Source organism: Nonomuraea sp. NPDC050691 (assembly GCF_040654455.1).
Classification (GTDB): Bacteria; Actinomycetota; Actinomycetes; order Streptosporangiales; family Streptosporangiaceae; genus Nonomuraea.
Genome location: NZ_JBFAIA010000084.1, coordinates 1 through 26,011, shown reverse-complemented (window position 1 = coordinate 26,011; position 26,011 = coordinate 1). Strand labels below are relative to the sequence as shown.

The following is a 26,011-nucleotide window of genomic DNA, read 5'->3' as shown; positions in this document are numbered from 1 at the left end:
TCTCCTCGTCCGGTCCGCTCTCCTTGCCTGGTCCGCTCTCCTTGCCCGGTCGACTCCCCTCGTCCGGTCCTCGCCGCCCGTCCGGTCCAGTCCGCTCGTCGGGGTCGAGCCGTTCATCGGGGTCGAACCGCTCATCGGGCCACCCCCGCCAGGTCCAGCAGCCGCGAGAAGCGGCTGCCCGGGTCGGCCGCGAGCTCGGCGCGGGGGCCGTACTCGACCACCCGCCCGCGCGACATGACCGCGATCTTGTCCACCCGCGCCAGCGACGAGAGCCGGTGCGCGACGATCACGCCCGTGCGGCCGGCGAGCAGCCGGTCCATGCCGCGCTCGACGCGGCGTTCGGTCGCGGGGTCGAGCCGGCTGGACGCCTCGTCGAGCACCACCAGCCCCGGGTCGGCCAGGAACGCCCGGGCGAACGCCAGCAGCTGCGCCTCCCCGGCCGAGACGCCCCGCAGCCCGGTGTCGAGACCGTCCGGCAGCCGGGCCAGCCAGTCGCCGAGCCCGGCGTCGGCCAGCGCCCGCCGCAGGACGTCGTCGCCGGGCGAGGGCCGGAACAGAGTGAGGTTGTCGCCGACGCTCGCGTCGAACAGCCGCACGTCCTGCGTGACCGCGTACACCCGCTCGCGCAGGGAGCCCTCGTCCACCTCCCGCAGGTCGAGGCCGCCCACCCGCACGGCGCCCGCCACCGGGTCGTACAGGCGCAGCGCGAGCCGCGTGATCGTGGTCTTGCCGCTGCCGGTGCGGCCCACCAGCCCGAGCGTCTCGCCCGGCGCCAGCGTCAGCGTGACGTCCGACAGCACCCGCCCGCCGCCCTCCTCGGACGCGTCGTAGGCGAAGGCCACCCCGTCCAGCTCCAGCGCGAGCGGCCCCGTCTCCGGCAGCCGGCGGGGCCGCGCGGGGGCGGGCAGCGTGCGCCGCTCGGCCAGCAGACCGCCGATGCGGGTGATGCCCGCGAGGGCGCCCTGGTAGTCGCGCAGCCGGTCGACGAGCCGCTCGAACGGCGCCCGCACCATCACCGTGCACTGGAACACCAGGACGGCGGTGCCGATCGTGAGCGTCCCGGTGGAACGGGCCCACGCGGCCAGGGCCAGCATGAGGGCCGTGCCGGCGGCGAAGGCGACCGACGTGCCCGCGAGCACGCCGCTGCCGATGCGGTCCGCGCGGTGCTCGGCCCGGTACCAGGCGGCGGCGGTGGCGAGGAAGCGGGTGACGACGTGCTCGCCGGCGCCGTTGGCGCGGATGTCCTCGGCTCCGGCGATCCGCTCCTCCATCTCGCCGTACAGCCGGGCGCCGGCCGCCCGCGCCGCGGTGGCCGAGGGCACGGCCAGCCGCTGGGCGCGGGTCGTGGCGAAGCCGATCAGCACGCAGTACGCGAGCAGGGCGCCGCCGAGCCGGGGGTCGGCCGCGAACACGACGCCGAGCACGCCCGCCAGCAGCAGCGCGCCGGCCACGACGTCCATGAGGAACGCCACGACGAACCCCGACACGGCCACCACGTCGCCGTCCACCCGCTCGATCAGCTCGCCGGGCGTGTGCCTGCCGTGGAAGTCCATGTCGAGGCCGAGGGCGTGCCCGGCCAGGCGTTCACGGAGGCGGTCGGTGCCGTCCCAGGCGAGCCGGCTCGCCAGCCAGCCGGCGGCCAGCCGGGCCGCCTGCCCCGCGACCGCCGCGGCCAGGGCGGCGAGCGCGAGGAACGTGAGCCGGCCGGTGCCCGCGCCGGCGATGGCGTCGTCGACGAAGCGGCGGGTGAGCTGGGGGCCCGCGAGCGGGAGCACGGTCATGGCGGCGACGGCCGCGCCGAGCGCCAGGCCCGCCCGCCGGCCGGGCCGCATGAGCCGCAGCACGAGTCGCCGGACCTCCCGGTCCTGCCGGGTCTCGGAGGTCATCGGCTACACCCTCCGCGCGACGTGCAGGAGGTACTGCTCGCGGTCGAGCGGGTCACGCCCGTCGCGCCGCCTGACGGGCGCGGGCCCGCGGACGGGCAGGTACCGGTCGAAGGACGTCTCCAGGACGCCTTCGCCCCGGGTCAGCCCGGGCACCTGCCGTTCCAGCCGGTGGACCTCCGCGGCCGGGATGTCACCCTCCAGCTCACACCACGCGCCCCGCCACGCCGTCCCCCCGTGGACGGCGCGCAGCCGGCCCAGGGCGGCCACCGCCCGCGTGACGGTGTCGGCCGGCACCTCCAGGTGGAAGCGGTGGACCGGCTCGCACACGACCGTCCCGGCCCGCCGCAGCGCGCTCATCAGCACCAGCGGCGTCAGGAGCCGGAAGTCGCGGGCCGTGGAGATCGGCGAGACGTAGCCGGAGCGTGTCAGGGTGACCACGCAGTCGACGACCTCCCAGCCGCGCAGGCCCTGCCGCAGCGTCTCGCGCACGGTGCCGCCGAGCGCCTCGGCCAGGTCGCCGGCCGACTTGTAGACGTACAGCGGGAGCGTGCCCAGCTCGGCCTCCACGCGGAAGGCGACTCCCGAGCCGGGCGGGGCGGGCTCGACGCGCAGCCCGACCGTGGCGGTGAACGGGTTGCCGTCCTGGCCGAGCAGCTCGGCGGCCTCGCCGGTGGCGGCGGGCCGCTCGACGCAGATGGTGGTGGTCTCGCTGAAGGTGACGTCGAGGCCGTGGTCGGCGGCCAGCGTCGCCTGGACGACCTCCTTCTGCACCTCGCCGTAGAGGGAGACGGAGATCTCCTGCCGCTCGTCGTCCTGGCGCAGGCCGATGAGCGGGTCCTGCTCGGCCAGCTCGGTGAGGGCCGCGTGCAGGGCGCCCCGCTCGGCGGGACGGCCGGGCACCACGACGGTCTCCAGGCTGGGCGGCGCGAACCACCCACGCCCCGGCGGCCCCGACGACGCCGGTGACGCAGAGGACGCCGCTGACGCCGCGGACGCTGCGGACGCCGGGGAGCCCGCCTCGCGGATCTCGTCGCCGATCCGGACCTCCGTAAGGCCCCGCACCGTCCCGATCCGCCCGGCCGTGAGCGCCGGACGCGGGCCGGCGCCGCCCTGGTCGAAGACGCGGATCGCGGTGATCCTGCCCTCACGCTCGTCCGGCGCGCCGCACCCGCCGTGGCCGCCCGGATGGCCGGGCCGGTCGGCCACGGCGGAGGGAGGGCCGAAGCGGACCCGGTCGCGCACCCTGAGCGTCCCGGACAGCATCCGCACGTAGGCGGCCTTGTCCCCGGCCGGTCCCCGTTCGACCTTGAAGACGATGCCCGACGCCGTCGCGTCCGGGTCGCCCCCGGCCGCCGGCAGCAGTTCCTCGATCCCGGCCATGAGCGCGTCCATCCCGGCGCCGGTGATCGCCGAGCCGAACAGCACCGGGTACGCCCGCGCCAGCGCCGTCTGGTCCGCGAGCGCGCGGCGCAGCCGGTCGTGGGAGAGGGCGGGCCCGCCGGTGACGTAGGCGGCCAGGAGCGCGTCGTCCCGGTCGGCCAGCGTCTCGGCCAGGCCGGACAGGAAACCGGCGTCGCGGGGCCCGTACGGGACGAAGGAGGCGTCCCGCGTCCCGGCCCCGCGTACGGCGCCCAGCGGGACGGCGTCCGGGGTGAGCCGCTCGGCGACCGCCCGTAGGACCCCGCCGGGGTCCGCGCCGGAACGGTCGATCTTGTTGACGAAGATGATCGCGGGGATGCGCAATGTGCGCAGCGTCCTCATGAGCACGCGGGTCTGCGCCTGCACCCCTTCGACGGCGGAGACGACGAGCACGGCTCCGTCGAGGACGCCGAGCGCCCGCTCCACCTCGGCGATGAAGTCCGGGTGTCCGGGCGTGTCGATGAGGTTGACCGTGACGCCGCCGACGGCGAACGACACGACGGCGGACTTGATGGTGATGCCGCGCCGGCGTTCCAGCGCGAGCGTGTCGGTCTGCGTGTTGCCGTCATCGACGCTGCCGACCTCGTCGATGACACCGGCGGCGTGCAGCAGCCGCTCGGTCAGGCTGGTCTTACCGGCGTCTACATGCGCCAGGATCCCCAGGTTGAGCGTTCGCACGAAGCGTCATGTCCTTCACGTAGATGGAACCTCCTTGCTGGATGGACATGGACCTACGCCGCATCTCGGCCTCCTCGCTCGCTCGCCGGTCGTCGCCGGGAGTACAACAGACGGCCGGCCACGCGCACAACCGATTAACCGGCGGCCCGTGCGGAAGACTCGGTGTCATGCACATCACGCTCGTCCAGGGGGACATCACCGAGCAGCAGGTCGACGCGGTCGTCAACGCGGCGAACCCGTCGCTGCTCGGCGGCGGTGGCGTGGACGGGGCCATCCACCGGCGCGGCGGCCCGGCGATCCTCGCCGAGTGCCGGCGGCTGCGCGCCACCCGGTACGCGGACGGGCTGCCGGTCGGGCAGGCGGTGGCCACGACGGCCGGCGAGCTGCCCGCCCGGTGGGTCATCCACACGGCCGGCCCCGTCTACTCCCGCCGGGAGGACCGCTCGGACCTGCTCGCCTCCTGCTACCGGGAGGCGCTGCGGGTCGCGGACGAGCTGGGGGCCGTCACCGTGGCGCTGCCCGCGGTGTCGGCGGGGATCTACGGCTGGCCCGTGGCCGACGCGGCCCGCATCGCGGTGACCACCGTGGGGGGCGCCCGCACGGGGGTGGAGGAGGCGCGGTTCGTGCTGTTCACGGCCGACGTCCACGCGGCCTTCGCCCGCGCCCTGGAGGACGCGGGCGGGTGACCGGGCCGCGGACGGGCCGGGCGGGGCCGTCAGCCGCCGGGCCCCACCGGGTTGTACGGGGCGCCGTCGCCCGTCGTGGGGAGGTCGCCGCGCGGCACGGCCGTCCGCCGCGGAGACGGCGGGGCGGGCGTGCCGTCCCCCACGGCCGGACGGGCCCCGGTCACGGCCCGGCGCAGCGCGTCCCTTCCGACCTGGCCCACCGCGGCGACCAGCCGGACGAAGTGGTCGCCCCGGACGACGGTGTAGTCCTGGCGGACCCCGTCGGTCCGGTACCAGCCGTCACCGTCGCGCTCGCACCGCACGGCCCCGCCCCCGGGCGCGCCGCCGCCACCGCTCACGGGCGTGGACGCGCACAGGTGGTCGTCGAACGCGCCCCGGTCGACCCGCAGCTCCACGGGCTCACCGGTGCCGTCCTCGGTGCCGTAGTAGGCGCCGAAGCCCTCATCGCCGACGACGCCCGCCGACTGCTCCAGGATCCGGTACCCGTCCAGCTGGACGGCGTAGATGAGGTCGGGCGCGGACCCGGACGCGCGGGCCCGGTCGACGACCTCCTGGCTCAGCGCCCCCTGCGACCCGCAGGCCGCGAGCACCACCATGAGCAGCCCGGCCGGCACTCCCGCGGACGGACGAGCCGGCCCCTTCCACCGGTCACCGTTCACCGGCTGGGCCAGCCCCTTCCACCGGTCACCGTTCACCGGCTGGGCCGGCCCCTTCCGCCGGTCGCCCTTCACAGGCCCGGCCGCTCCTGCGCGAGGGCGCGGCCGATGACGAGCCGCTGGATCTGGTTGGTGCCCTCCACGATCTGCAGCACCTTGGCCTCGCGCATGTACCGCTCGACGGGGAAGTCCTCGACGTACCCGTATCCGCCCAGCACCTGGACCGCGTCCGTGGTGACCTTCATGCACATGTCCGTCGCGAACAGCTTGGCCATCGCGGCCCGCGTCCCGTACGGCCGGCCCGCGTCGCGCAGCCGCGCGGCGTCGAGGTAGAGCGCCCGGGCTGCGGCGATCTGCGTGGCCATGTCGGCCAGCATGAACGACACGCCCTGGAAGTCCACGATGCGGCTGCCGAACTGGCGGCGTTCCCGGGCGTAGGCGCAGGCGGCGTCGAGCGCGGCCTGGGCGACGCCGACCGCGCAGGCGGCGATGCCGAGCCGGCCGCCGTCGAGCGCGGCCATGGCGATGCGGAAGCCCTCGCCCTCGGCGCCGATCAGCGCGTCGTGCGGCAGGCGCACCCCGTCGAAGCGGACCTGCGCGGTCGGCGAGGAGCGCATGCCCATCTTGTGCTCCGGCGTGCCGAAGGACAGGCCCTCGACGCCGGCCGGGACGTGCAGGCAGGAGACGCCGCGCGCGCCCGGCTCGCCGGTACGGGCCATGAGCAGGTAGAAGTCGGCGACCCCGCCATGGGTGATCCACGCCTTGACGCCGTCGACGGTGTAGCCGTCGGGGCCGGGCACGGCGCGGGTGGTCAGGGCGGCGGCGTCGGAGCCCGACTGGGGCTCCGACAGGCAGTACGCGCCCAGCAGGTCGCCGCCGAGCATGCCGGGCAGCAGCTCGGCCCGCTGCTCCTCGCTGCCGTAGGCGGCGACGGGGAAGCAGGACAGCGTGTGGACGGAGGTGCCGAGGCCCACGGCCAGCCATCCGGCCGCCAGCTCCTCCAGCACCTGGAGGTAGACCTCCTGCGGCTGGGCCGCGCCGCCGTACTCCTCGGGGTAGGGCAGACCGAGCAGCCCGGCGGCGCCCAGCGTGGTGAACACCTCGCGCGGGAACCGCCCGGCCGCCTCGTCGGCCACGGCCCGGGGCGCGACCTCCTTGGCGACCAGCTCACGGGTCAGCTGGATCAGGTCGTGCGCCTCGGGGGTGGGCAGGGCACGCTCAACAGTCATCGGCAAGTACTCCTTGTGAGAGTGTACGTGCCCTGCATTCTGCCTAAATGATCACCAGTTCACGAGGGGTGAGGTTCAGCCGCTCGCCCTCGTTGTCGCCGCAGACCACGATGTCCTCGATGCGGGCGCCGTGGCGGCCGGGCAGGTAGATGCCGGGCTCGACGGAGAAGGCGAAGCCGGGCTCCATCGCCTCGGTGTTGCCGGAGACGATGTAGGGCTCCTCGTGGGTCTCGATGCCGATGCCGTGGCCGGTGCGGTGGACGAAGTACTCGCCGTAACCGGCCTCGGCGATGACGTCGCGGGCGGCGGCGTCGATCGACTCGCACGACACGCCGGGCCGTACGGCGGCGCAGGCGGCCTCCTGCGCCTGGCGCAGCACCTCGAAGTAGGCGGCGTACTCGGCCGGCGGCTCGCCCACGCAGTAGTTGCGGGTCGAGTCGGAGCAGTAGCCGTTGTGGAGCTGGCCGCCGATGTCGACCACGACCGGCTCGCCCGCCTGGATGACGCGGTCGGACACGTCGTGGTGCGGGCTCGCGCCGTTGGGGCCGGAGGCGACGATGACGAAGTCGACGGTGGCGTGTCCGGCGGCGAGGATCGCCTCGGCGATGTCGCGGCTCACCTCGCGCTCGGTGCGGCCGGCGCGCAGGAACTCGGGCACCTGACGGTGCACGGCGTCGATGGCCTCGCCGGCCTCGCGCAGCGCCGCCACCTCGACCGCCGACTTGCGCATCCGCAGCTCGCGCAGGACACTGCCGGCCAGTACCTGCCGGGTGTCCGGCAGCACGTCGCGGAAGCGCAGCGACGACATGGCCCACATCCGGTCCGCGAGTCCGACCGTGGCCACCGGCCCGAGCCGGTCGGCGGCGATCCGGTACGGGTCGTCGGTCTCGTCCCAGGCCACGAACTCCAGGCCGAGCCGCGAGGCGGGCGACGCCTCCGCCGCGGGCAGCTCCAGGCGGGGCACCAGCATGTACGCCTCGCCGGCGGCGGGCACCACCAGGCAGGTGAGCCGCTCGAGCGGCTTGGCGTCGTAGCCGCTCACGTATCGCAGGTCGGGACCCGGGGTGAGCAGGAGGGCGTCGATGCCGGCCTTGGCGGTGGCCTCCTGGACGGCGGCGAGACGGGAGACGGGATACAGATCTGAGGACGTCACGGCCACAATCTACTCCCGACGCCACCTCCTAAAATCCGCGAAAAGGTCTTACAACACGCCAAGTCATCGCTACCCTTCGCTCACGCTCGGCCGCATAGTGTGAGGCGAATGTCCCGTTCCACTGCATTCGAGGGTGTGTCACATGGTCGACGTGATCAGCGGCGGGCCGGGGCAGCGCCGGCGTCCGGGGGCTGCCGCCGGGACGTCCCACCAGGGGACCGCCGAGCGTGAGCTGCTGGCCGTGCGGCTGGCGCACGCCCAGCGGCTGGGCAACATGGGGTGGGCCGAGTGGGACCTGCGCACCGGGGCGGCCGCCTGGTCCGACCAGGTGTACGTGATCTTCGGCCGTGACCCGTCCGAGGGGCCGGCGGACCTGCCGGAGCTGGCCGGCCTGGTGGAGCCGGACGACCTGCGGATGCTGGAGCAGCTCCTGCTGACCGTGGTGCACGAGGCGGAGGCGGCGCAGGCGGAGATGCGCATCCGGCGCGGCGGCGAACTGCGCAACCTCCGCGTCGTCCTGGAGCCCCTGCTGTCCGCGGGCCGATCGGCCGACGACCCCGGCCTCGGCCCGGGTGGCGGGTTGCGGGCGGCGGCCACGGTGCGCGGCGTCCACGCGGTCTTCCAGGACATCACCGGCCGCCGCCGGGCCGAGCGCATCATGTCGGAGTCGCGCCGCCAGCTCCTGGAGGCCCGGGTCAAGGCGGCCGAGGAGCGGCACGTGATGCTGGCGCTGCGCGAGGCGATCCTGCCCGACCCGGTCGGCTGCCTGGACCTGCCGCGCACCCGCGTCGCCGTGCGGTACGTGCCGGCGGAGAAGACCGCGAGCCTCGGCGGCGACTGGTTCGAGGCCGCGCCCCTGCCCGACGGGCGGGTGCTGCTCGCGATCGGCGACGTGTCGGGGCACGGCCTGCCCGCTATCGCGCACATGGCGCAGCTGCGCCACGCGCTGGTCGGGCTGACGATGACCGGGCGTCCGGCGAGCGGCCTGCTGGCCCTGCTGAACGACCTGGTGATCCACCGCCTGGAGGGCACCACCGCCACGGCCGTGATCGGCCACCTGGACCCCTCGGCGCGGGTATTCAGCTGGGCGCGGGCCGGCAACCTCGCGCCCATCCTCGTGCGCGACGGCGCCGCCCGCCAGCTCGAACAGGCCAGGGGCCTGCTTCTGGGGGCGGCCGGCGACCAGGCGTACCATCTGGCCAGCATGGAGCTGCAGGAGGGCGACCTGCTGCTGATGTTCACCGACGGGCTGGTCGAGCGGCGCAACCGCGACATCGACGAGGGCATGGCCCTGGTGCTGGCCGCCGCCGCCCGCCTGCCCGCCGACGACCTGCACCTCGGCCTGGACGCGGCGCTGGACCGGCTGCTGGAGGAGATCGGCGGCCCGAACCCCGAGGACGACGCCTGCCTGCTGGCCGTCGGCATCCCGGAGCGCCCCGGCGCCTGATCACGGGGACCCCGAGATCCTGTCCTGGACATCGGCGGTCAGTTTCTCCAGCAGTCTCGCGAGCGTGGCCCGTTCCGCCGGGGTCAGCCCGGCCACCAGGGACGCCTCGCGGCCGAGGACCGAGTCGACCGATCGTTCGATGAGCGCGTGGCCCTCGTCCGTGAGCGACACCGCGACACTTCTGCGTCCGGTGTCGCCGGGGCTGCGCCGGATCAGGCCGGCGCGCTCGGCCCTGGCCACGCGCTGGGAGATCGCGCCGGCCGTCACCAGCGTGCGACGGGCCAGCTCGCGGGTGCTCAGCCGGTACGGCGGGCCGGAACGGCGGATCACGGAGAGCAGGTCGAGCGTGGCCGCGTCGATCCCGGCGGCGCGCAGGACGCGGGCGCGGTCGTCGGCGAACATCTTGGCCAGCCGCCAGATGGGCGTGACGACCTCGATGGAGTCGGTCGGCGTGCCGGGGCGCTCGCGCTGCCAGGCGGCCGCGATCTCCGCGGGACTGGTCGGCATTTGGGCCATCGGGACGTCCTCCGCTACGTTTAGGGCTAAACGTAGCAGTCGTAAGGAGGAATCATGGGCAGGACCGTGCTCGTCACCGGAGGAACCAGCGGCATCGGCCGGGCCGTGGCCGCCCGCTTCGCCGCCGACGGAGCCGACGTCGTCATCACCGGCCGCCACAGGGAGACCGTCGAACCCGCCGCCGGCGAGCTGGGCGTGCGCGGGCTGGCCTGCGACGCCGGCCGTCCCGACCAGGTCGCCGCCATGGCCGCGGAACTGGACGGCCCGCTCGACGTGCTCGTCAACGCCGCGGGCGGCCTGCCTGCCCAGCCGGCCGACGGAACGCCGCCGCTGGAGGCGCTCGCCCAGGAGTGGCGGTCCAGCGTCTCCGCCAACGTGCTCACCGCGGTCCTCACCACGGCCGCGGTCCGCGACCGGCTCGCCCCGGGAGGCGCGGTCGTCAGCATCGGGTCGATCGGCGCCGAACGCGGCGGCGGCTCCTACGGCGCCGCCAAGGCCGCGCTGGCCGCCTGGAACGCCACGCTCGCCGCCGCGCTGGGTCCCCGGGACGTCACCTGCAACGTCATCTCGTCCGGATACGTCGCCGGCACCGGCTTCTTCGGTGACGGGATGACGGAGGAACGCCACCGCAAGCTCGTGGAGGAGACGCTGCTCAAGCGGCCGGGCACGCCCGGCGACATCGCCGAGACCATCTTCTTCCTCGCCTCGCCCGGCGGGCGGCACATCACCGGCCAGACCATCCACGTGAACGGCGGAGCGTTCACCACCCGCTGACGGGCCCGACTGTCGGTAGCGGATGCCACCATGGGGGTGTGCTGATGCTGCTCGACACCCCGTCGCTGTACTTCCGCGCCTTCTACGGCGTGCCCGACTCGGTCACGGCGCCCGACGGCATGCCCGTCAACGCGGTGCGCGGCCTCATCGACATGATCGCCACCCTGGTGCGGGCCCACTCCCCCACCCGGATGGCGGCCACGATGGACGCCGACTGGCGGCCCGCGTTCCGCGTGGCGGCCATCCCCACGTACAAGGCGCACCGGGTGGCGCAGGGCGACGAGGAGGAGGTGCCCGACGCGCTCGTGCCGCAGATCCCGGTGATCGAGCGGGTGCTCGACGCGGTCGGCATCGCCCGCCTCGAAGCGCCCGGTTTCGAGGCCGACGACGTCATCGGCACGCTCACCCACCGCGAGGACGGGCCGGTCGACATCGTGACCGGCGACCGCGACCTGTTCCAGCTCGTCGACGACGCCCGCCCGGTGCGCGTCCTCTACACCGCGCGCGGCATCCGCAACCTGCAGATCGTGGACGAGACGTTCGTGACCGGCAAGTACGGCATCCCCGGCCGCGCCTACGCCGACTTCGCGACCCTGCGCGGCGACCCGAGCGACGGGCTGCCGGGCGTGGCCGGCGTCGGCGAGAAGACGGCCGCCTCGCTCATCACGCGCTTCGGCTCGCTGGAGGCGCTGCTCACGGCGCTCGACGCGGGCGTCACCGAGGGTTTCCCGGCGGGCAGCCGCACCCGGCTGGCCGCCGCCCGCGACTACCTGAGCGTCGCGCCGGCCGTGGTCGAGGTGGCCTCCGACGCGCCCCTGCCCGCCGCCGAGCTCGCGCTGCCCGGCAAGCCGCGCGACCCCGAGACCCTGGTACGCCTGGCCGACCGCTACGGCCTGGACAGCCCGCTGAACCGGCTGCTCGACGCCCTGCCCGGCTGACCCCGCCCCAGCCGGAGCCCGGGATCAGACAGTAATGACGATCTTGCCCGTGGCGTGGCCCTGGGCGAGGTGCTCGATCGCGGCGGGCGCGTCGGCGAGCGGGTGGGCGCTGCCGATCACCGGCCTGACCGCGCCCGACTCGATGAGCCCGCCGAGCTCCCCGAGCTCCTCGGCGCTCTCCTCGGCCATGAGGCCGCGCAGCCGCTGCTTGGTCGTCAGCTGCGCCAGCGGTCTGTGCAGCAGCGCCCGCCCGTACCCTCCGAGCAGGCCGGGGGCGTCGTGCCCGCCGCCGGCGAGCACCAGCGTGCCGCGCGGCGTCAGAGCGCACCGCAGCAGCGATATCGGACGACACCCGGCCACATCGATGATCACGTCGTGGCACGGCCCGTCCCGGTCGACCTCCTCGCGGGTGTAGTCGATCACGTCGTCCGCCCCCAGTGAGCGCGCGAGGTCGGCCTTGCCCGGCCCGCACACGGCGACGACGCGGGCGCCGAACGCCTTGGCGATCTGCACGGCGTACGTGCCGATGCCGCCCCCCGCGCCGATGACCATCACCCGGTGCCCCGGCCGCACCTGTCCCGCGTCGCGGACTGCCTGTAACGCGGTCGTCCCCGACACGGGCACCGCCGCGGCCTCCTCGAACGACAGCCCCGCGGGCTTGCGCGCCAGCAGCCGCTCGGGCGCCGCCGCGTACTCGGCGTACGAGCCGCGATCGCACGTGCCGTACACCTCGTCGCCGGGCCGGAACCGGGTCACGCGGGAGCCGACGGCCTCCACGGTCCCGGCGACGTCCCGGCCGCGTACGCGCTGCCTGGGGCGGCGCAGCCCGTACCCCATGAGTCGTACGAGGGGCGGGCGGCCGGTCATGAGGACCCACACGCCGGGGTCCACGCCGGCGGCGCGCACCCGGACGAGCACCTCGTCGTCGCCGATCCGCGGCGGGTCGATCTCCTCCAGCCGGAGCACGCCGGCCGGGCCGTACACGTCCTGGACGATCGCTTTCATGAGGCCCCCTCGGGCGGGTCGGGATACTGGAACACGTCGTCGAGCGCGACGTCGAACACCCGGGCGATCCGGAAGGCCATCTCCAGGGACGGCGAGTACCGTCCCTGCTCGATGGCGATGACGGTCTGCCGGGTCACGCCGATGCGGTCGGCCAGGTCGGCCTGGGTCATCTCGCCGTGCTCGAAACGCAGGGCGCGGATGTGGTTCGTCACACGCGTGGGCTTCACCACTCCGGCATGCTCCTGCGGTAGACGACGATCCTGGCGACGCCGCCGAGGACGGACGACAGCACGAAGCACAGGTAGACCACGTTGGCGATCCAGAACCGGTCCCAGCCGGCCATCGCCATCAGCATCGCCGCGACGGCGCCGATGACCACGAACGCCTGGCCGACGTGCTCCCCGAACCGCGCGATCTCCTTGTCGCGCACGTCCGTGACCCGTGACGCCCCCGGGTTGACCACCGCCATGACGATCTCGGCCAGGATCGAGGCCGCGATGGCCCCGCCGACCGTCCACAGCAGTGCCGCCACGTACGGCGCCTCGGTCAGCGGGCGCCCGCCGGCCCGGCCCGCGACGGTCACCACGTACGCGGCGTAGCCGACCACGGAGACGACCAGCCTGATCCATGCGCGCTTCTCTTCGTGCGTCATCGCCCGTCCTCTGCGATGTACAGAATCTTTGACATGCCCCAATGTAACCCGTCTTTGACCTCGTGTACAGAATCTTTTACATCGGCCGGGGGCCCAACCGCCCGGGCGCGCCCCGCGCGGTAGGTTGATCGGCGTGTCGAAGACGAGCATTCAGGTCCGAGACGGTGTCCCCGCCCGCCTGGAGGACGGGTTCGCGCGGATCACGCGCGAGGCCGGCCTGCCGGCCGAGTTCCCCAGGGCGGTGCTCGACGAGGCCGACTGGGTGGCCGAGGCGCCCCGCGTCTCCGGCGAGGACCTGACCGAGCTGCCGTTCGTCACCATCGACCCGCCCGGCGCGATGGACCTCGACCAGGCCGTCCACCTGGAGCGGCTGGGCGGCGGCTACCGGGTGTGGTACGCCATCGCCGACGTGGGCGCGTTCGTCCGGCCGGGCGGCGCCATCGACGCCGAGGCCCGGCTGCGGGGCGAGACCGTCTACCTGCCCACCGGCAGGGTGCCGCTGCACCCTGCCGTCCTGTCGGAGGGCGCGGCCAGCCTGCTGCCCGGCGCGACCCGCCCCGCGGCGGTGTGGCGGATCGACCTCGACGCCGACGGCCGCACAATCGGCGCCGACGTGCGCCGCGCCCTGGTACGCAGCCGCGAGCGGCTCGACTACGCCTACGTCCAGGCGGCGGTGGAGACCGGCACGGCCGACGGCACCCTCGGCCTGCTGGCCGAGATCGGCCCGTTGCGGCTGGAGCTGGAGCGCGAGCGCGGCGGCGTCACCCTACCCACCCCCGAGCAGGAGGTCGCGCCCGCCGACGGCGGCTACCGGCTCGAATACCGCGTGCCGCTGCCCGCCGAGGCGTGGAACGCCCAGATCTCCCTGCTGACCGGCATGGCCGCGGCCACGATGATGCTCGACGCGGAGGTCGGGCTGTTGCGCGTGCTTCCGCCGCCCCAGCCCGGCGACCTGGCCAAGGTACGCCGGGTGGCGGCGGCGCTGGGCGTCACCTGGGCCGAGGACGCCACCTACGGCGAGGTCGTCCACGGCCTCGACCCCAAGAGCCCGCAGCAGGCCGCGTTCCTGCACGAGTCACGGGTGCTGCTGCGCGGCTCCGGCTACGTCGCCTTCGACGGCGCCCCTCCCCCGCTGGCCGACCACGCCGCGGTCGGCGCGCCGTACGCGCACGTGACGGCGCCGCTGCGGCGCCTGGCCGACCGCTACGCCACCGAGGTGTGCCTGGCGATCGCGGCGGGCGAGCCGGTACCCGAGGACGTCGCGCGCGCCCTGCCGGAGCTGCCGCCCGTCATGGCGGCGGCCGCCCGGCGCGGCGGCACGGTGGAGCGGGCGTGCGTGGACCTGGTGGAGGCGTTCCTGCTGCGCGACAGCATCGGGGAGGCGTTCGAGGCCGCGGTGATCGACGTGTCGGCGGACGGCCGGGGCGGGCAGGTCCAGCTCGCGGACCCGGCGGTGATCGCCCGCTGCGACGGCGCCCTGCCGCTCGGCGAGACGGTCACGGTCCGCCTCGTCCAGGCCGACCCCGCCACCCGCGAGGTCCGCTTCGCCCTGGGGTCGCCGTAGTCCGCGCCCGAGCGCGGCCGGACGGGGCGGCGCAGGAGGTCCCGTCCTGGCCCCGGTCGCCGGCTACTCCGCGCAAACCCTTACCGGCGACCACACCCCATCCTCATACCCGACAAAGGCGGTGCGGAGAATGTCGGGTGGCCGGGGCCGGTGTCGCCGCACGATGGAGACATGGATGACACGACTCTGGTATCCCGTTTCCTCCGCGACGGCTTCGTGAAGTTGGAGGGCGCCGTCGCGCCGCGCGTGGCCGCGGACTGCGCCCGGCTGCTGTGGCGGGAGACGGGCTGCGAGCCGAACGACCCGTCGACGTGGACGCAGCCCGTGCACTGGGTGGGCGGTATGGCGCAGGGTCCGTTCGCCGCCGCACCCAACTCCCCGTTCCTGCACCACGCGTACGACCTGCTCGTCGGCACGGGACGCTGGGAGCCGCTCTACTCCCTGGGCACGTTCCCGCTGCGCTTCCCGCACGAGGAGGAGCCGGACGACGCGGGCTGGCACATCGAGGGGAGCTACCTGCCGGAGGGCGAGAACTGGTACTTCACGAACCTGCGCTCCCGGGGCCGGGCGCTGCTGATGCTGTTCCTGTTCAGCGAGGTCGGCGAGGAGGACGCCCCGACCCGGATCCGGGTCGGCTCACACCTCGACGTGCCGAAGGTGTTGGAGAAGTACGGGGAGGACGGGGCGAGCGGGCTGACTCTCGCGTCCGATCTGGTGGCGGCGTCCGACCACCGGCCGCTGGCCTTCGCCACCGGGTCCCCGGGCGACGTCTTCCTGTGCCATCCGTTCCTGGTGCACGCGGCGCAACCGCACCATGGAGTGCGGCCGCGCTTCATGGCCCAGCCGCCGCTGATGCCGGCCGCGCCGTACGAACTGGAGCGGGCCGACGACGCGTACTCGCCCGTGGAGATCGCGATCCGCCGGGGCCTGGGATGGGACGGCACCGACCACAGCGCCGGGTAGACGTGCTTCACGATTATCGTCGACACGGTGGTCGTGAAGGGGATGAGGAAGGGGGCCGGGCATGCTGGAGCGGCTGAACCAAGCCATGGAGCACATCGAGTGCCATCTCGACCAGGCTGTCGAGGTGGAGGAGCTGGCACGCATCGCGGCCACCTCGGAGCACCACCTGCGACGGATGTTCTCCGCGCTCGCGGGCATGCCGCTGTCGGAGTACGTCCGGCGCCGCCGGCTCACCCTCGCGGGCGCCGAAGTACTCGCGGGACGTGACACCCTGCTGGAGATCGCGGTGCGCTATGGCTACAGCTCCGGTGAGGCGTTCGCGCGGGCGTTCCGTGCCATGCACGGCACCGGACCGGGCGAGGCCCGGCGTACCGGCGCCGCACTCAACTCCCAGCCCCGGATGGCCTTCCGCCTCACCATCGAGGGGAGCAGCAGTATGCGGTACCGCGTCGTGAACAGAGCGGACTTCACCGTCGTCGGGTTCAAGACCCGGGTACCGCTGGTGCACGCGGGCCCGAACCAGGCGATCATCAACTTCGTCCGTGGGATCGGCCGACAGACTCTGGAGCGCCTGGAGAAGCTGTCGGACCAGGAGCCGCACGGCATCGTCGCGGTCTGCGACGGCATGGACCCCAGCCGCGCCGAGGGCACCGAACTCGACTACCACCATGGGGTGATCACCTCCGCAGCCGCTCCGGAGGGCACGACCACGTTGGCCGTCCCGGCCGGCGCCTGGGCGGTCTTCACCACCTCCGGGCCGGCACCGCAGGCCATCCAGGAGCTGTGGCGGGACGTGTTCACCCAGTGGTTCCCGTCGAACCCGTACCGCACCCGCCCCGGCCCCGAGATCCTGCGCACCCGCCTGTCGCCGGAGAAGACCGAGGCCGACGCCGAACTGTGGCTCCCGGTGGAGCCCGAGCACGGCTGAACACAGCGATACCCCGGCAGGAGACCAGAGCCGGTCATTCACCCCATGAACGACGCCGCACTGCGGCGGCTCCGCCGTCTGGCCATCGCCCCGGGCCCCTGCACGGCTGTGGCCGCGCCCAGGTGGGCGGGCGCGGCCACAGAGGCGCGGGTCACTTCTTCAGGACGCTCCAGCCCGCCCCCACCCCCATGAGGTGCAGGGCGACGCAGAGGAGCCCGGCCAGCCCGAGCGTGGTGACCGTCAGGACGCCGCCCACGGCCAGGCCCGCGAGGGCGAAGATCAGGGCGAGCAGGAAGAACACGGCTGCGGCGACGGCGAACATGGCAACCTCCGGAGGTCCGACGGACGCCGGGGATCCGAGCCGGGGCGGGCCTCAGCGCGGCGCGTCCGAAGCATGACGGGCTTTCCGACATGGGGATGTCCGCCGGGTTCGACCAGGAAACTGGCCCGGCGGTGACGTTGCGTAGACCACCGATGACAACACCTTGACCGGCCGGTCAGTACGCCCCGGGAGATCGCCCCGCCCTAGCTCAGGGACGAGTAGGCCACCACGCCGCGCCGCATGCCGTCGATCGCCTTGGACGCCGTCTGCTTGATCTTGCTGCCCGGAGGCGCGGCGTTGCCGAGCTGACCGAGCAGGTCCATCAGCTGCTTGATCCACCGGACGAAGTCGCCGGCCGCCAGCTCGTTGCCGTTGACGCCGTCCATGAGCACCGCGTCCAGGGTGTGCCCCTTGGTCCACCGGAACGCCGCCCAGGCGAACCCCAGGTCGGGCTCGCGGATCGTGTCGAGGCCGTGGTCGGACTCGATGCCCTCCAGCTCGGCCCACAGCCGCACCATCGCCGTCAGCGCGTCCTGCGCCCGCCCGGCCGGGATCTTCGGGCGGCGCGCGTCGTCGGACTGCCGCGACTCGAACACCAGCGCCGACACGCACGCCGCCAGCTCCGCCGGCTCCAGCTGCTCCCACAGCCCGCTGCGCAGGCACTCGGCCGTCAACAGGTCGAGCTCGGTGTAGAGGCGGCCCAGGCGGCGGCCCTCGTCGGTGACGGCCTCGCCGTGCAGGTAGCCGAGCTGCTCCAGCACCGCGCAGATGCGGTCGAAGGTGCGCGAGATGACGTGCGAGCGGCCCTCGACGCGCCGCCGCAGTCCCTCCGTCTCGCGCAGCAGCTTGTAGTAGCGCTCGGCCCAGCGGGCGTGGTCCTCGCGCTCGTCGCAGCCGTGGCAGGCGTGCTGCCGGATCCGCCGCCGCAGCTCGTTGATCTCCTCGTCCTCCACGGCGTGGTCACGCGCCCTGGGCGGCTTGCCCAGGTCACGGTCGCCGATCTTGGCGAGCAGCGTGGAGACGAGGTTGGCGCGCTCCTTGGGCGAGCGGCCGTTGAAGTTCTTCGGGATGCGCAGCTTCTCGATCGGCTCGACCGGCACGGGGAAGTCGGCCGCGTCGAGCTTCTTGACCTGCTTGCCGATGGTCAGCACCAGCGGGCTCGGGCCGTTGCCGCGCGGGTTGCGGCCGGGGTCGAGCACGATGGCCAGGCCCGCCCGGCGCCCGCCCGGCACCCGGATGACGTCGCCCGGCTGCAGCGCCTCCAGCGAGCGCACGGCCGCCGCCCGCCGCGCCGCGCCCCGCTGGCGCGACAGGTCGGCCTCCCGGTCGGACAGGCGCCGCCTCAGCCCCGCGTACTCGGTGAAGTCGCCCAGATGGCAGGTCATCGCCTCCTGGTAGCCCTCCAGCGCCTCCTCGTGCTTGCGCAGCTGCTTGGCCAGTCCGACGACCGCCCGGTCGGCCTGGAACTGCGCGAACGACTCCTCCAGCAGCGTGCGGGCGCGTTCGCGGCCGAACTGGCCGACGAGGTTGACGGCCATGTTGTACGAGGGCTGGAAGCTGGAGCGCAGCGGGTAGGTGCGGGTGCCGGCCAGGCCGGCGACCGACAGCGGGTCCATGCCCGGCTGCCACAGCACCACGGCGTGGCCCTCGATGTCGATGCCGCGCCGCCCGGCCCGGCCGGTGAGCTGGGTGTACTCGCCGGGCGTCAGGTCGGCGTGCGACTCGCCGTTCCACTTGTCGAGCTTCTCGATCACCACGGTGCGCGCCGGCATGTTGATGCCCAGCGCCAGCGTCTCGGTCGCGAACACCGCCTTGACCAGGCCGCGGGTGAACAGCTCCTCGACGACCTCCTTGAAGGCCGGCAGCATGCCCGCGTGATGGGCGGCCAGGCCCCGCTCCAGGCAGTCGCGCCACTCCAGGTAGCCGAGCACGGCCAGGTCCTCGTCGGGCAGGTGCGCGGTGCGCTCGTCCACGAGCTGGCGGATCTCGTGCCGCTCCCGCTCGGTGGTGAGCCGGATGCCGGCGTACAGGCACTGGGCCACGGCCGCGTCGCAGCCGGCCCGGGAGAAGATGAACGTGATCGCCGGCAGCAGCCCCTCGCCGTCGAGCTTCTCGATCACCTGGGCGCGGTCCGGCGGCCGGGAGCGCTGCGGCCGGCCGTAGCCGCGCCTTCCGCGGCCCGCCGACAGGCGCTCGGCGTCGCGTGTGACCCGCATGAGCGTCGGGTTGATGCGCGGGACGTCGTCGTCGCTCATGAACATGTCGTAGATGCGGTTGCCGGCCATCATGTGCTGCCACAGCGGCACCGGCCGGTGCTCGTCGACGATGACGGTGGTGTCGCCGCGCACCTCGCCCAGCCACTCGCCGAACTCCTCGGCGTTGCTGACCGTCGCCGACAGCGCGACCAGCCGGACCGACTCGGGCAGGTGGATGATGACCTCCTCCCACACCGCGCCCCGGAACCGGTCGGCGAGGTAGTGGACCTCGTCCATCACCACGAACCCCAGCCCGGCCAGCGTCGCCGAGCCGGCGTAGAGCATGTTGCGCAGCACCTCGGTGGTCATGACCACGATCGGGGCCTCGCCGTTGACGCTGTTGTCGCCGGTCAGCAGGCCCACCTTGGCGCTGCCGTAGCGCTTGACCAGGTCGTTGTACTTCTGGTTGGACAGCGCCTTGATGGGGGTGGTGTAGAAGCACTTCTGCCCCTGCTCCAGGGCGAGGTGGACGGCGAACTCGCCGACGACCGTCTTGCCCGAGCCGGTGGGGGCGGCCACGAGGACGCCGTCGCCCGCCTCCAGGGCGCGGCACGCGTCCACCTGGAAGTCGTCGAGCTGGAAGTCGTACAGTCCTCGGAACGATCTGAAAGCGGCCCCGTCGTCTCCGAACCTGTCGCGGAAGGCCGCGTACCGTTCCGCTGGCGTCGTCATGACGTCAGCCTACCGAAACCGCCATTCCGGTCCGTCCCGGCGATGACCGGGATCCTCGGGCGTGACGCCTTTACATTGTAGATCTCAGACTATGACCTGGAGCCGGCCGGGCAGCGCCGTACACGTCACCGGACCGCTTCCCAGGCGTTCGCCGTCGGCGTAGACGGGGACGCCGGCCGCCTCCAGCCGCACGTGCCGCGCCCGCCTGACCGTCACGGACGGATGGGTCACGTGCGTGCCCCGGTAGACGCCCGGGAACACCCGCAGGAACTCCCCCACGCCCATCGCGCCCGCCACGACCACGTCCAGCAGCCCGTCGTCGGGCCGGGCGTCCGGGCAGACCCGCATGCCGCCGCCGTAGGAGCGGGTGTTGCCGACCGCCACCAGCACGGCGTCGCGTTCGAGCACCTCCTCGCCGTCGAGCGTGACGCGGAACGGCACCGGCCGGAACGCGCGCAGCTCCTCGACCACCGCCCGCAGGTACCGGGCCCGGCCGGACGGCCACGTCAGCCGGTTGGCCCGCTCGTTGACCCGGGCGTCGAAGCCGCAGCACAGCACGCTGGCGAACAGTTCCTCGCCCTGGCCCGTCACGGCGCGGGCCACGTCGACGGGCCGGATCTTCATGCGCAGCACCGTGCGGGCCGCCGCCATCGGGTCGCCCGGCACGCCCAGGGCGGCGGCGACGTCGTTGCCCGTGCCGACGGGGATGATGCCGAGCGGCACGTCGGTGCCGGTCACGGCCTGCACGGCCAGGTGGACGAGCCCGTCGCCGCCGAAGGCCACCAGCGCGTCGGGGCGCTCGGCCACGCAGGCGCAGGCGCGTTCGAGGGCGTCGGCCGCGTCGACGCCGGCGATCACCGAGACCTCCGCGCCGCCCATGCGCAGGCGGCGCACCACGGGCTCGAGCAGGCGCAGCGCGCGGCCGCCGCGGGCCGCGGGGTTGACGAGCAGGGCGAGTCGAGGGGACACGCCCGGAACCTATCGCCTATCTGCCCGAACCGGAATCCTCTTCCAGCGGGGTGTTGTCGTCGACCAACTGGGACGCCTCGTCGTCGGACAGGCCGGCGAACTCGCTCTGCGGCTGCCGCCTCTCCCGCACGTACATGAACAGCTCGGCCGCCAGGAACAACACGATCATCGGCGTGGCCAGCGCCATCATGCTGAGCGGGTCGCCGCCGGGCGTGACCACGGCGCCGAAGACGAACATCAGGAAGATGACCACCCGCCGGTGCTTGGCGATCGTCGCGTGCGAGACCACCCCGATGACGTTGAGGAACACCAGCAGCAGCGGCAGCTCGAACGACACCCCGAAGATCACCAGCATGATCAGGACGTAGTCGAGATAGTCGTCGATCGAGATGGTGGCGACGGTGTCCTGGAGCGAGAAGCCCAGCAGGAACGACAGCGCGGTGTCCATGATCAGGTAGGACACGGTCGCGCCGAGCACGAACAGCGGGATGGCCAGCGCGAGGAAGGTCAGCGTGTAACGCTTCTCGGTGCGGTAGAGGGCCGGGGTGACGAAGGCCCAGATCTGGTAGAGCCAGACGGGCGAGGCAGCCACCAGGCCCACCATCAGGGAGACCTTCAGCGTGATGAAGAACGACGAGAAGATGCCGTTGTAGGTCAGGCTGCAGTGGCCGGTGAGCTGCTTCGACTGGACGGTCGAGCAGTAGGGCTCCTTGAGCAGCTCCCACACCGGCCCGAAGACGAACCAGCCGATCACGACGCCCACCGCGACGGCGGCGATCGCGATGAGCAGCCGGTTACGCAGCTCACGGAGGTGCTCCATGAGCGGCATCCGGCCTTCTGGGTCCCGTTCCGGCTTCGGGCCCGACCGTTTCAGCAACGCCATCTACCAGTCCAGGTGGCCGAGGGGACGGGGGGTCAGGGACGCTTGTCGGCCTGCGCCGCGGCGCGCAGCCTCGCGGCCTGCTCCTCGAGCTGGCGGGCCTGCTCCTCGGCGGACAGCGCCGGGGCGGGCGTGGCCGGCGGGATCTGCTGCGGCGCCGGCTGAGCCTGCTGCTGGGCCTGCACCACCGTGGGCCGGTCGTCGTCGTCATCGTTCATCTTGCTGGTCTCCGCCTTGAAGATGCGCAGGGACCGGCCGACGCCACGGGCGAGGTCCGGAAGCTTCTTGGCACCGAACAGCAGGACCAAGGCCACCAAGATCAGGATGATCTCTGGAGCTCCCAAGTTCATGTGACGTCCTTCATGGTGAGAGCGAAGTGCTGTGCTTAGCACCGATCGTACGCCGCTGGGGGCGATGCCTCATCCCCTGGCGTCCGGTTGGGGATTGAACAGCGCGTGAACTTGAGCGATTTCCCTGTTCAACGTCCGCGCCGCCCGCGCGGCCCGGGCACCGGCGACCAGGAGCACGACCAGCCCGGCGACGACCAGCCCGGCCGCCAAGAAGATCCACGTCATGACCGTTGAGCGTAGCGGGCCAGGGCGCGTTCGGCCTCCTCACGCACCCGTCCGGCCATCGCCGGCGGCGAGACGACGCGGCCGGTGTCGCCGAGCCGCAGCGCCAGCTTGAGGACCCAGTCCTCGTCGCGGGCCCGCAGCGTGATCCGCAGCCGTCCCTCGCCGAGCTCCTCGGCCCGCTCGCACGGGTAGTACTCGGCCACCCACCGCCCGGCGGCCGTGACCTCCAGCTCGACCAGCTCGTCGGTGGGCGAGGGCCGGAAGACGCCGTGGGCGACGTCGATCGGCTCGGCCCCGGCGGGCGGGTCGGCGGGCACGTCGAGCACGTCCGCGCCGAGGACGCGGTCCAGCCGGAACAACCGCATCGCCTCGGCCCGGTAGCACCAGCCCTCCAGGTAGGTGCGGCCGTCGGCCACCACCAGCCGCATGGGGTCGACCTCGCGCGGGGTCACCTCGTCGCGGCCGGGCACGTAGTAGCGCAGCGACAGGCGGCGCCGCCCGGTCAGCGCCTCGCGGACGCGGGGCAGCGCGTCGGGGGCGGCGTCGACGTCCACGGCCACCTGGCTGCTGACGGACGCGGCGCCCTCGCCCGCGGCCCGCTCCAGCTTGGCCACCACGCGCGGCAGCGCGTCGCCGGGCACCTCGGCCAGCTCGGGCATCGCGGCCAGCATGCGCAGCGCCACGAGCAGCGCGCTGGCCTCGTCGATGCCGAGCCGCAACGGCCGGGCGATGGTGTCGGCGTTGTCGATGAGGATCTCGCCGCCGTCCCACGACACGTCGATGAGGTCGCCCGGCGTGTGGCCGGGCAGGCCGCACATCCAGACGAGCTGCAGGTCGTCGATGAGCTGCTTCTCGCTCAGCCCGAACACCTCGGCGACCTCGCCCACCTGGGCGCCGGGGTGGGACATCAGGTACGGCACGAGGGCCAGCAGCCTCGGCAGCCGGTCGGCGGAGCCGCTCACGCCGCCCCCTCCGGGGACGCGGATCCGGTCATGCCAGGGCTCCCTTCAGTCGGCGGATGACGGCCTCGCGGGCGTCGGGCGGCTCGACGACCTCCACGTCGGAGCCCAGGCTGGCCATCCATCCGGCCAGCCGTTCGGGGTCGGAGAAGCCCAGCTCCGCCTCGTCCCAGCCGGCCGGGTCGTCCGGCGCGGGGCGGACGGCGCGGGCGAGCTGGCGCAGGCCCTGGCAGGTGCCCCGGCGGACGCGGACCACGGCCACGCGCTCCTCCACGGGCTCCTCCGGGAAGCCCACCATGGAGCGCAGGTCCACCCCGTCGGGCACCTCGACGGCGCCCGGGCGGCCCACGGTGGCGACCTGGCCGGTGACGCGGCTGAGCCGGAAGGCGCGCGGCGCCTGACGGTCGCGGTCGAAGCCGGCGAGGTACCAGCGGCCCCGGCGGCTGACCACGCCCCACGGCTCGACGGTGCGGGTGCGCACGGTCTCGCTGCCGGAGCTGCGGTAGTCGAAGCGCACGACCCGCCGGTCGCGCACGGCCTCCCACAGCGGCGGGAAGGCCGGGTCGCGGGTGTCGACGCGCAGCTCCAGCGCCCCCGCCTGGCCCAGCCCGCCGACGGTCTCGTCGGTGGCCACGCCGCCGGCGCGCAGCTTCAGCAGGGCGCCCGAGGCGGCCTCGGCCAGGCTCGCGCGCTGCCACACCTGGGCGGCCAGGCCCAGCACGGCCGCCTCGTCGGGCTCCAGGGTGATCTCGGGCAGCTCGTAGGACTCGCGCCGGATGCGGTAGCCCGGCTCGTCCTCCCAGGGATCGCGCACCACGTCGATGGGGATGCCGATCTCGCGCAACTCGTTCTTGTCGCGTTCGAACATCCGCTGGAACGCCTCGTCGCCGTCGCGGTCGTAGCCGGGCACCGCGTGGCGGATCTGCTCGGCCGACAGGGGCCGCCTGGTGGCGAGCAGGCAGATCACCAGATTCAGCAACCGCTCGGTCTTACGGCGCGACATCTGCCTCACTCCTCCTTCATCGACGCTACCCTGCCCCCGTGATCAGATGGCGCAAGGGCGAGGTCGTGCGGATCCGCCGAGAGTGGCCGGGAGCGGTGGAGCTGGACGTCGCCGTGCCCGAGGGGCCATGCCGGGCGCTGGCCTATCCCGCCCTGGTGGGCCGCCCGGAACCCGGCGACGAGGTGCTGCTCAACACGACGGCACTCGCGATGGGTCTCGGTACGGGAGGTTACGCCATGGTGGTGGCCGTCCCGAACCGTTTCCCGGAAGATCCGCAAGGGCCGGGGCACCTGGTGAAGGCACGCTACACCCCGATGCAGGCGACGGTGCTCGGCGCGGACGAGCAGGACTCGCCCCACCACGAGGTGCTGCGCGAGGCCGACTCGGTCGACGGGATGCCCGTGGTGGTGGCCGACCTGCACTCGGCGCTGCCGCCGATCCTGTGCGGCCTGTACGAGGCGGTGCCGGGCGGAGCGGACGGCGGCGTGCGCGTGGCGTACGTGATGCAGGACGGCGGGGCGCTGCCGGCGTGGTTCTCGATGGCCTGCGCGATGCTGCGCGAGGCCGGCTGGCTGGCCGGGGTGGTGACGATCGGGCAGGCGTTCGGCGGCGACGTGGAGGCGGTGACCACGCACACCGGGCTGCTGGCGGCCCGGCACGTGCTGGAGGCGGACGTCGCGATCGTCACCCAGGGGCCGGGCAACCTCGGCACGGGCACGCGGTGGGGCTTCTCCGGCGTGTCGGCGGGCGAGGCGGTCAACGCCGCCGCCGTGCTGCTCGGCCGGCCGGTGGCTGCGCTGCGGGTCAGCGAGGGCGACCGGCGCGAACGGCACCTCGGCGTGTCGCACCACTCGCTGACGGCCTACGGCCGGGTGGCGCTGGCGCGGGCCCACGTGCCGGTGCCGCTGCTGCCGGGCGACTTCGGCGAGCGGGTCCGCGACCAGGCCGAGCTGCTGGCCGTCCGGCACGAGCTGGTCCCCGTGCCGGTGGACGGCCTGCACGAGGCGCTGCGCGCCTCCCCGGTGCGGCTCTCGACGATGGGCCGGGGCCTGGAGGAGGACCTGGCCTACTTCCTGGCCTCGGCGGCGGCGGGCAGGTTCGCGGCCTCGCTGCTCTCGTAGGGCTCCTGGAAGGTGAACGCCTCGGGGCCCGAGCCGTGGGTCCTGAGGCGCTCCAGGCGTTCCATGGCCTCGGTCAGGGTGGGGACGTAGCCCTCGGGCACCCACCACATCACGGTGTACGGCTCCGCCATGCGCAGGAACCACTCCCTGCGCCGGCGCAGCACGCCCAGGTGGGCGCTGCGGTAGACGAACGTCCACAGGGCGTCGATGGACTCCCACACCGAGAAGTTGATGATCAGGTGGTCGCCGTAGTCGTGGATGACCGTGGCGGTGGGGTCCTCCTCACTCTCCTTGAGTCGCCACACGAAGCCGGGTGCGGCGTCGGCGAGGTCGTTGATCGGTTCCAGGAGCTCCACGAACGAGGAGAGCTCCGGGCCGTCGATGGGGGCGCGCAGGTGGGCGATGTTGAGCTGGGCGAGGTGCATGGCGTCAGCACACCACGCCCTTCGCTTCTATGTCAATCTTCATTTGTTTTAGTATCTGGTGGCGGGACCAGGGAGACGCAGCACTCCCCCGGCCTCGGATCCAGCTCCGCGCGTTCCGGCCGTTCGCCCAGCCCCTCCAGCAGGCCCTGGCACAGCGCGAGGTTCATCGAGCACACCAGCAGCGGGTGCTCCTGCGACAGGATGTGGAAGGGACAGTTGCGCAGCCGCAGCCGGCCCTCCGCGGCGTCGTCGACGTACGGCTCGTAGCCGCGCTCGGTCAGCAGGGCCTCCACGCGCTCGCCCCGGCGGCCCCGGGCCAGGCGGGCGCCCGCCGCC

At 73.6% G+C, this 26,011-nt stretch carries 26 protein-coding genes and 1 pseudogene; 8 read left to right on the top strand and 19 right to left on the bottom strand.

All coding sequences use genetic code 11. From position 1 onward, the window contains the following. Positions 1–131: 131 nt before the first annotated feature. Together AB0H81_RS26565 and AB0H81_RS26560 are read right to left on the bottom strand one after the other, a co-directional pair. Positions 132–1,886 carry an ABC transporter ATP-binding protein gene (locus AB0H81_RS26565; RefSeq protein ID WP_358379871.1) on the bottom strand — a complete coding sequence of 585 codons (1,755 nt, stop codon included), beginning with the start codon at positions 1,884–1,886 and terminating at the stop codon, positions 132–134. A gap of 3 nt (positions 1,887–1,889) precedes the next feature. Further along, the gene (locus AB0H81_RS26560) at positions 1,890–3,983 is read right to left on the bottom strand and encodes a translation factor GTPase family protein (protein ID WP_358379869.1); all 2,094 of its coding nucleotides are present in this window, start codon (positions 3,981–3,983) and stop codon (positions 1,890–1,892) included. 167 nt (positions 3,984–4,150) lie between these two features. Here AB0H81_RS26560 and AB0H81_RS26555 point away from each other — a divergent pair, with 167 nt between their 5' ends. After that, a complete protein-coding gene (locus AB0H81_RS26555; protein WP_358379866.1) occupies positions 4,151–4,669 on the top strand; it encodes an O-acetyl-ADP-ribose deacetylase in 519 nt (172 codons plus the stop codon). A 29-nt stretch (positions 4,670–4,698) separates the two neighbouring features. Here the strand turns inward: AB0H81_RS26555 and AB0H81_RS26550 are convergent, their stop codons facing one another. Genes AB0H81_RS26550 through AB0H81_RS26540 form a run of 3 tightly spaced genes read right to left on the bottom strand, consistent with a single transcriptional unit; the run spans position 4,699 to position 7,707 of the window. After that, positions 4,699–5,364, bottom strand: a complete 666-nt coding sequence (locus AB0H81_RS26550; RefSeq protein WP_358379863.1) for a hypothetical protein — start codon at positions 5,362–5,364, stop codon at positions 4,699–4,701. A gap of 32 nt (positions 5,365–5,396) precedes the next feature. Further along, complete coding sequence (locus AB0H81_RS26545) at positions 5,397–6,554, bottom strand: acyl-CoA dehydrogenase family protein (protein WP_358379860.1); 1,158 nt, start codon at positions 6,552–6,554, stop codon at positions 5,397–5,399. Positions 6,555–6,597: 43 nt separating this feature from the next. Beyond that, positions 6,598–7,707: a Xaa-Pro peptidase family protein gene (locus tag AB0H81_RS26540; protein ID WP_358379857.1), complete on the bottom strand. Its 1,110-nt coding sequence runs from the start codon at positions 7,705–7,707 to the stop codon at positions 6,598–6,600. A gap of 142 nt (positions 7,708–7,849) precedes the next feature. On the opposite strand from AB0H81_RS26540, the gene AB0H81_RS26535 reads away from it, so the two are divergent. Further along, complete coding sequence (locus tag AB0H81_RS26535; RefSeq protein ID WP_358379854.1) at positions 7,850–9,154, top strand: SpoIIE family protein phosphatase; 1,305 nt, start codon at positions 7,850–7,852, stop codon at positions 9,152–9,154. Here the strand turns inward: AB0H81_RS26535 and AB0H81_RS26530 are convergent, their stop codons facing one another. After that, a complete protein-coding gene (locus tag AB0H81_RS26530; RefSeq protein ID WP_358379851.1) occupies positions 9,155–9,661 on the bottom strand; it encodes a MarR family transcriptional regulator in 507 nt (168 codons plus the stop codon). It lies immediately after the preceding gene. A gap of 63 nt (positions 9,662–9,724) precedes the next feature. Here AB0H81_RS26530 and AB0H81_RS26525 point away from each other — a divergent pair, with 63 nt between their 5' ends. Both AB0H81_RS26525 and AB0H81_RS26520 read left to right on the top strand, forming a co-directional pair. Beyond that, positions 9,725–10,444, top strand: coding sequence for an SDR family oxidoreductase (locus AB0H81_RS26525; RefSeq protein WP_358379848.1), 720 nt, complete (start codon positions 9,725–9,727; stop codon positions 10,442–10,444). Positions 10,445–10,488: 44 nt separating this feature from the next. Next, entirely contained in the window at positions 10,489–11,382 is an 894-nt protein-coding gene (locus AB0H81_RS26520) for a 5'-3' exonuclease H3TH domain-containing protein (protein WP_358379891.1), read from the top strand. Positions 11,383–11,406: 24 nt separating this feature from the next. Here the strand turns inward: AB0H81_RS26520 and AB0H81_RS26515 are convergent, their stop codons facing one another. The 3 genes from AB0H81_RS26515 to AB0H81_RS26505 are packed head-to-tail and all read right to left on the bottom strand — an operon-like array spanning position 11,407 to position 13,039. Next, positions 11,407–12,387: an NAD(P)-dependent alcohol dehydrogenase gene (locus AB0H81_RS26515; protein WP_358379846.1), complete on the bottom strand. Its 981-nt coding sequence runs from the start codon at positions 12,385–12,387 to the stop codon at positions 11,407–11,409. Further along, on the bottom strand, positions 12,384–12,617 hold the full coding sequence (locus tag AB0H81_RS26510; RefSeq protein WP_358379843.1) for a helix-turn-helix transcriptional regulator: 234 nt from the start codon (positions 12,615–12,617) through the stop codon (positions 12,384–12,386). Before AB0H81_RS26510 ends, AB0H81_RS26515 begins: the two co-directional genes overlap by 4 nt. Continuing rightward, positions 12,611–13,039, bottom strand: coding sequence for a hypothetical protein (locus AB0H81_RS26505; protein WP_358379840.1), 429 nt, complete (start codon positions 13,037–13,039; stop codon positions 12,611–12,613). The genes AB0H81_RS26510 and AB0H81_RS26505 overlap by 7 nt, the downstream gene beginning before the upstream one ends. A gap of 133 nt (positions 13,040–13,172) precedes the next feature. Here AB0H81_RS26505 and AB0H81_RS26500 point away from each other — a divergent pair, with 133 nt between their 5' ends. The 3 genes from AB0H81_RS26500 to AB0H81_RS26490 all read left to right on the top strand — a co-directional run bounded on the left by AB0H81_RS26500 (position 13,173) and on the right by AB0H81_RS26490 (position 16,494). Beyond that, a complete protein-coding gene (locus AB0H81_RS26500) occupies positions 13,173–14,603 on the top strand; it encodes an RNB domain-containing ribonuclease (protein WP_358379838.1) in 1,431 nt (476 codons plus the stop codon). Between the two features lie 171 nt (positions 14,604–14,774). Next, complete coding sequence (locus tag AB0H81_RS26495) at positions 14,775–15,566, top strand: phytanoyl-CoA dioxygenase family protein (RefSeq protein WP_358379835.1); 792 nt, start codon at positions 14,775–14,777, stop codon at positions 15,564–15,566. Between the two features lie 61 nt (positions 15,567–15,627). Further along, positions 15,628–16,494 carry an AraC family transcriptional regulator gene (locus AB0H81_RS26490; RefSeq protein ID WP_358379832.1) on the top strand — a complete coding sequence of 289 codons (867 nt, stop codon included), beginning with the start codon at positions 15,628–15,630 and terminating at the stop codon, positions 16,492–16,494. Between the two features lie 151 nt (positions 16,495–16,645). Here the strand turns inward: AB0H81_RS26490 and AB0H81_RS26485 are convergent, their stop codons facing one another. From AB0H81_RS26485 to AB0H81_RS26450, 8 genes are all read right to left on the bottom strand, one after another. Further along, positions 16,646–16,816, bottom strand: coding sequence for a hypothetical protein (locus AB0H81_RS26485; protein WP_358379830.1), 171 nt, complete (start codon positions 16,814–16,816; stop codon positions 16,646–16,648). Between the two features lie 203 nt (positions 16,817–17,019). Beyond that, a complete protein-coding gene (locus tag AB0H81_RS26480) occupies positions 17,020–19,743 on the bottom strand; it encodes a DEAD/DEAH box helicase (protein ID WP_358379827.1) in 2,724 nt (907 codons plus the stop codon). A gap of 84 nt (positions 19,744–19,827) precedes the next feature. Beyond that, positions 19,828–20,712, bottom strand: coding sequence for a YegS/Rv2252/BmrU family lipid kinase (locus AB0H81_RS26475; protein ID WP_358379825.1), 885 nt, complete (start codon positions 20,710–20,712; stop codon positions 19,828–19,830). A 16-nt stretch (positions 20,713–20,728) separates the two neighbouring features. Then, on the bottom strand, positions 20,729–21,541 hold the full coding sequence (gene tatC, locus AB0H81_RS26470; protein ID WP_358379822.1) for a twin-arginine translocase subunit TatC: 813 nt from the start codon (positions 21,539–21,541) through the stop codon (positions 20,729–20,731). Positions 21,542–21,627: 86 nt separating this feature from the next. Further along, positions 21,628–21,942, bottom strand: coding sequence for a Sec-independent protein translocase subunit TatA (gene tatA / locus AB0H81_RS26465; RefSeq protein WP_175589517.1), 315 nt, complete (start codon positions 21,940–21,942; stop codon positions 21,628–21,630). Between the two features lie 69 nt (positions 21,943–22,011). After that, positions 22,012–22,167 (bottom strand): hypothetical protein, encoded by a 156-nt coding sequence (locus AB0H81_RS26460; RefSeq protein WP_358379819.1) that lies wholly within the window; start codon positions 22,165–22,167, stop codon positions 22,012–22,014. Then, the gene (locus tag AB0H81_RS26455) at positions 22,164–23,129 is read right to left on the bottom strand and encodes a WYL domain-containing protein (RefSeq protein ID WP_358379816.1); all 966 of its coding nucleotides are present in this window, start codon (positions 23,127–23,129) and stop codon (positions 22,164–22,166) included. Before AB0H81_RS26455 ends, AB0H81_RS26460 begins: the two co-directional genes overlap by 4 nt. A gap of 28 nt (positions 23,130–23,157) precedes the next feature. Beyond that, positions 23,158–24,129, bottom strand: a complete 972-nt coding sequence (locus AB0H81_RS26450) for a WYL domain-containing protein (RefSeq protein ID WP_358379813.1) — start codon at positions 24,127–24,129, stop codon at positions 23,158–23,160. Between the two features lie 38 nt (positions 24,130–24,167). Here AB0H81_RS26450 and AB0H81_RS26445 point away from each other — a divergent pair, with 38 nt between their 5' ends. Continuing rightward, complete coding sequence (locus AB0H81_RS26445) at positions 24,168–25,250, top strand: DUF3866 family protein (protein WP_358379810.1); 1,083 nt, start codon at positions 24,168–24,170, stop codon at positions 25,248–25,250. Here AB0H81_RS26445 and AB0H81_RS26440 read toward each other — a convergent pair. After that, entirely contained in the window at positions 25,196–25,675 is a 480-nt protein-coding gene (locus tag AB0H81_RS26440) for a DUF3291 domain-containing protein (protein ID WP_358379807.1), read from the bottom strand. The genes AB0H81_RS26445 and AB0H81_RS26440 overlap by 55 nt on opposite strands. A gap of 32 nt (positions 25,676–25,707) precedes the next feature. Further along, positions 25,708–26,011, bottom strand: a pseudogene (locus AB0H81_RS26435) (transcriptional regulator); the annotation flags it as partial.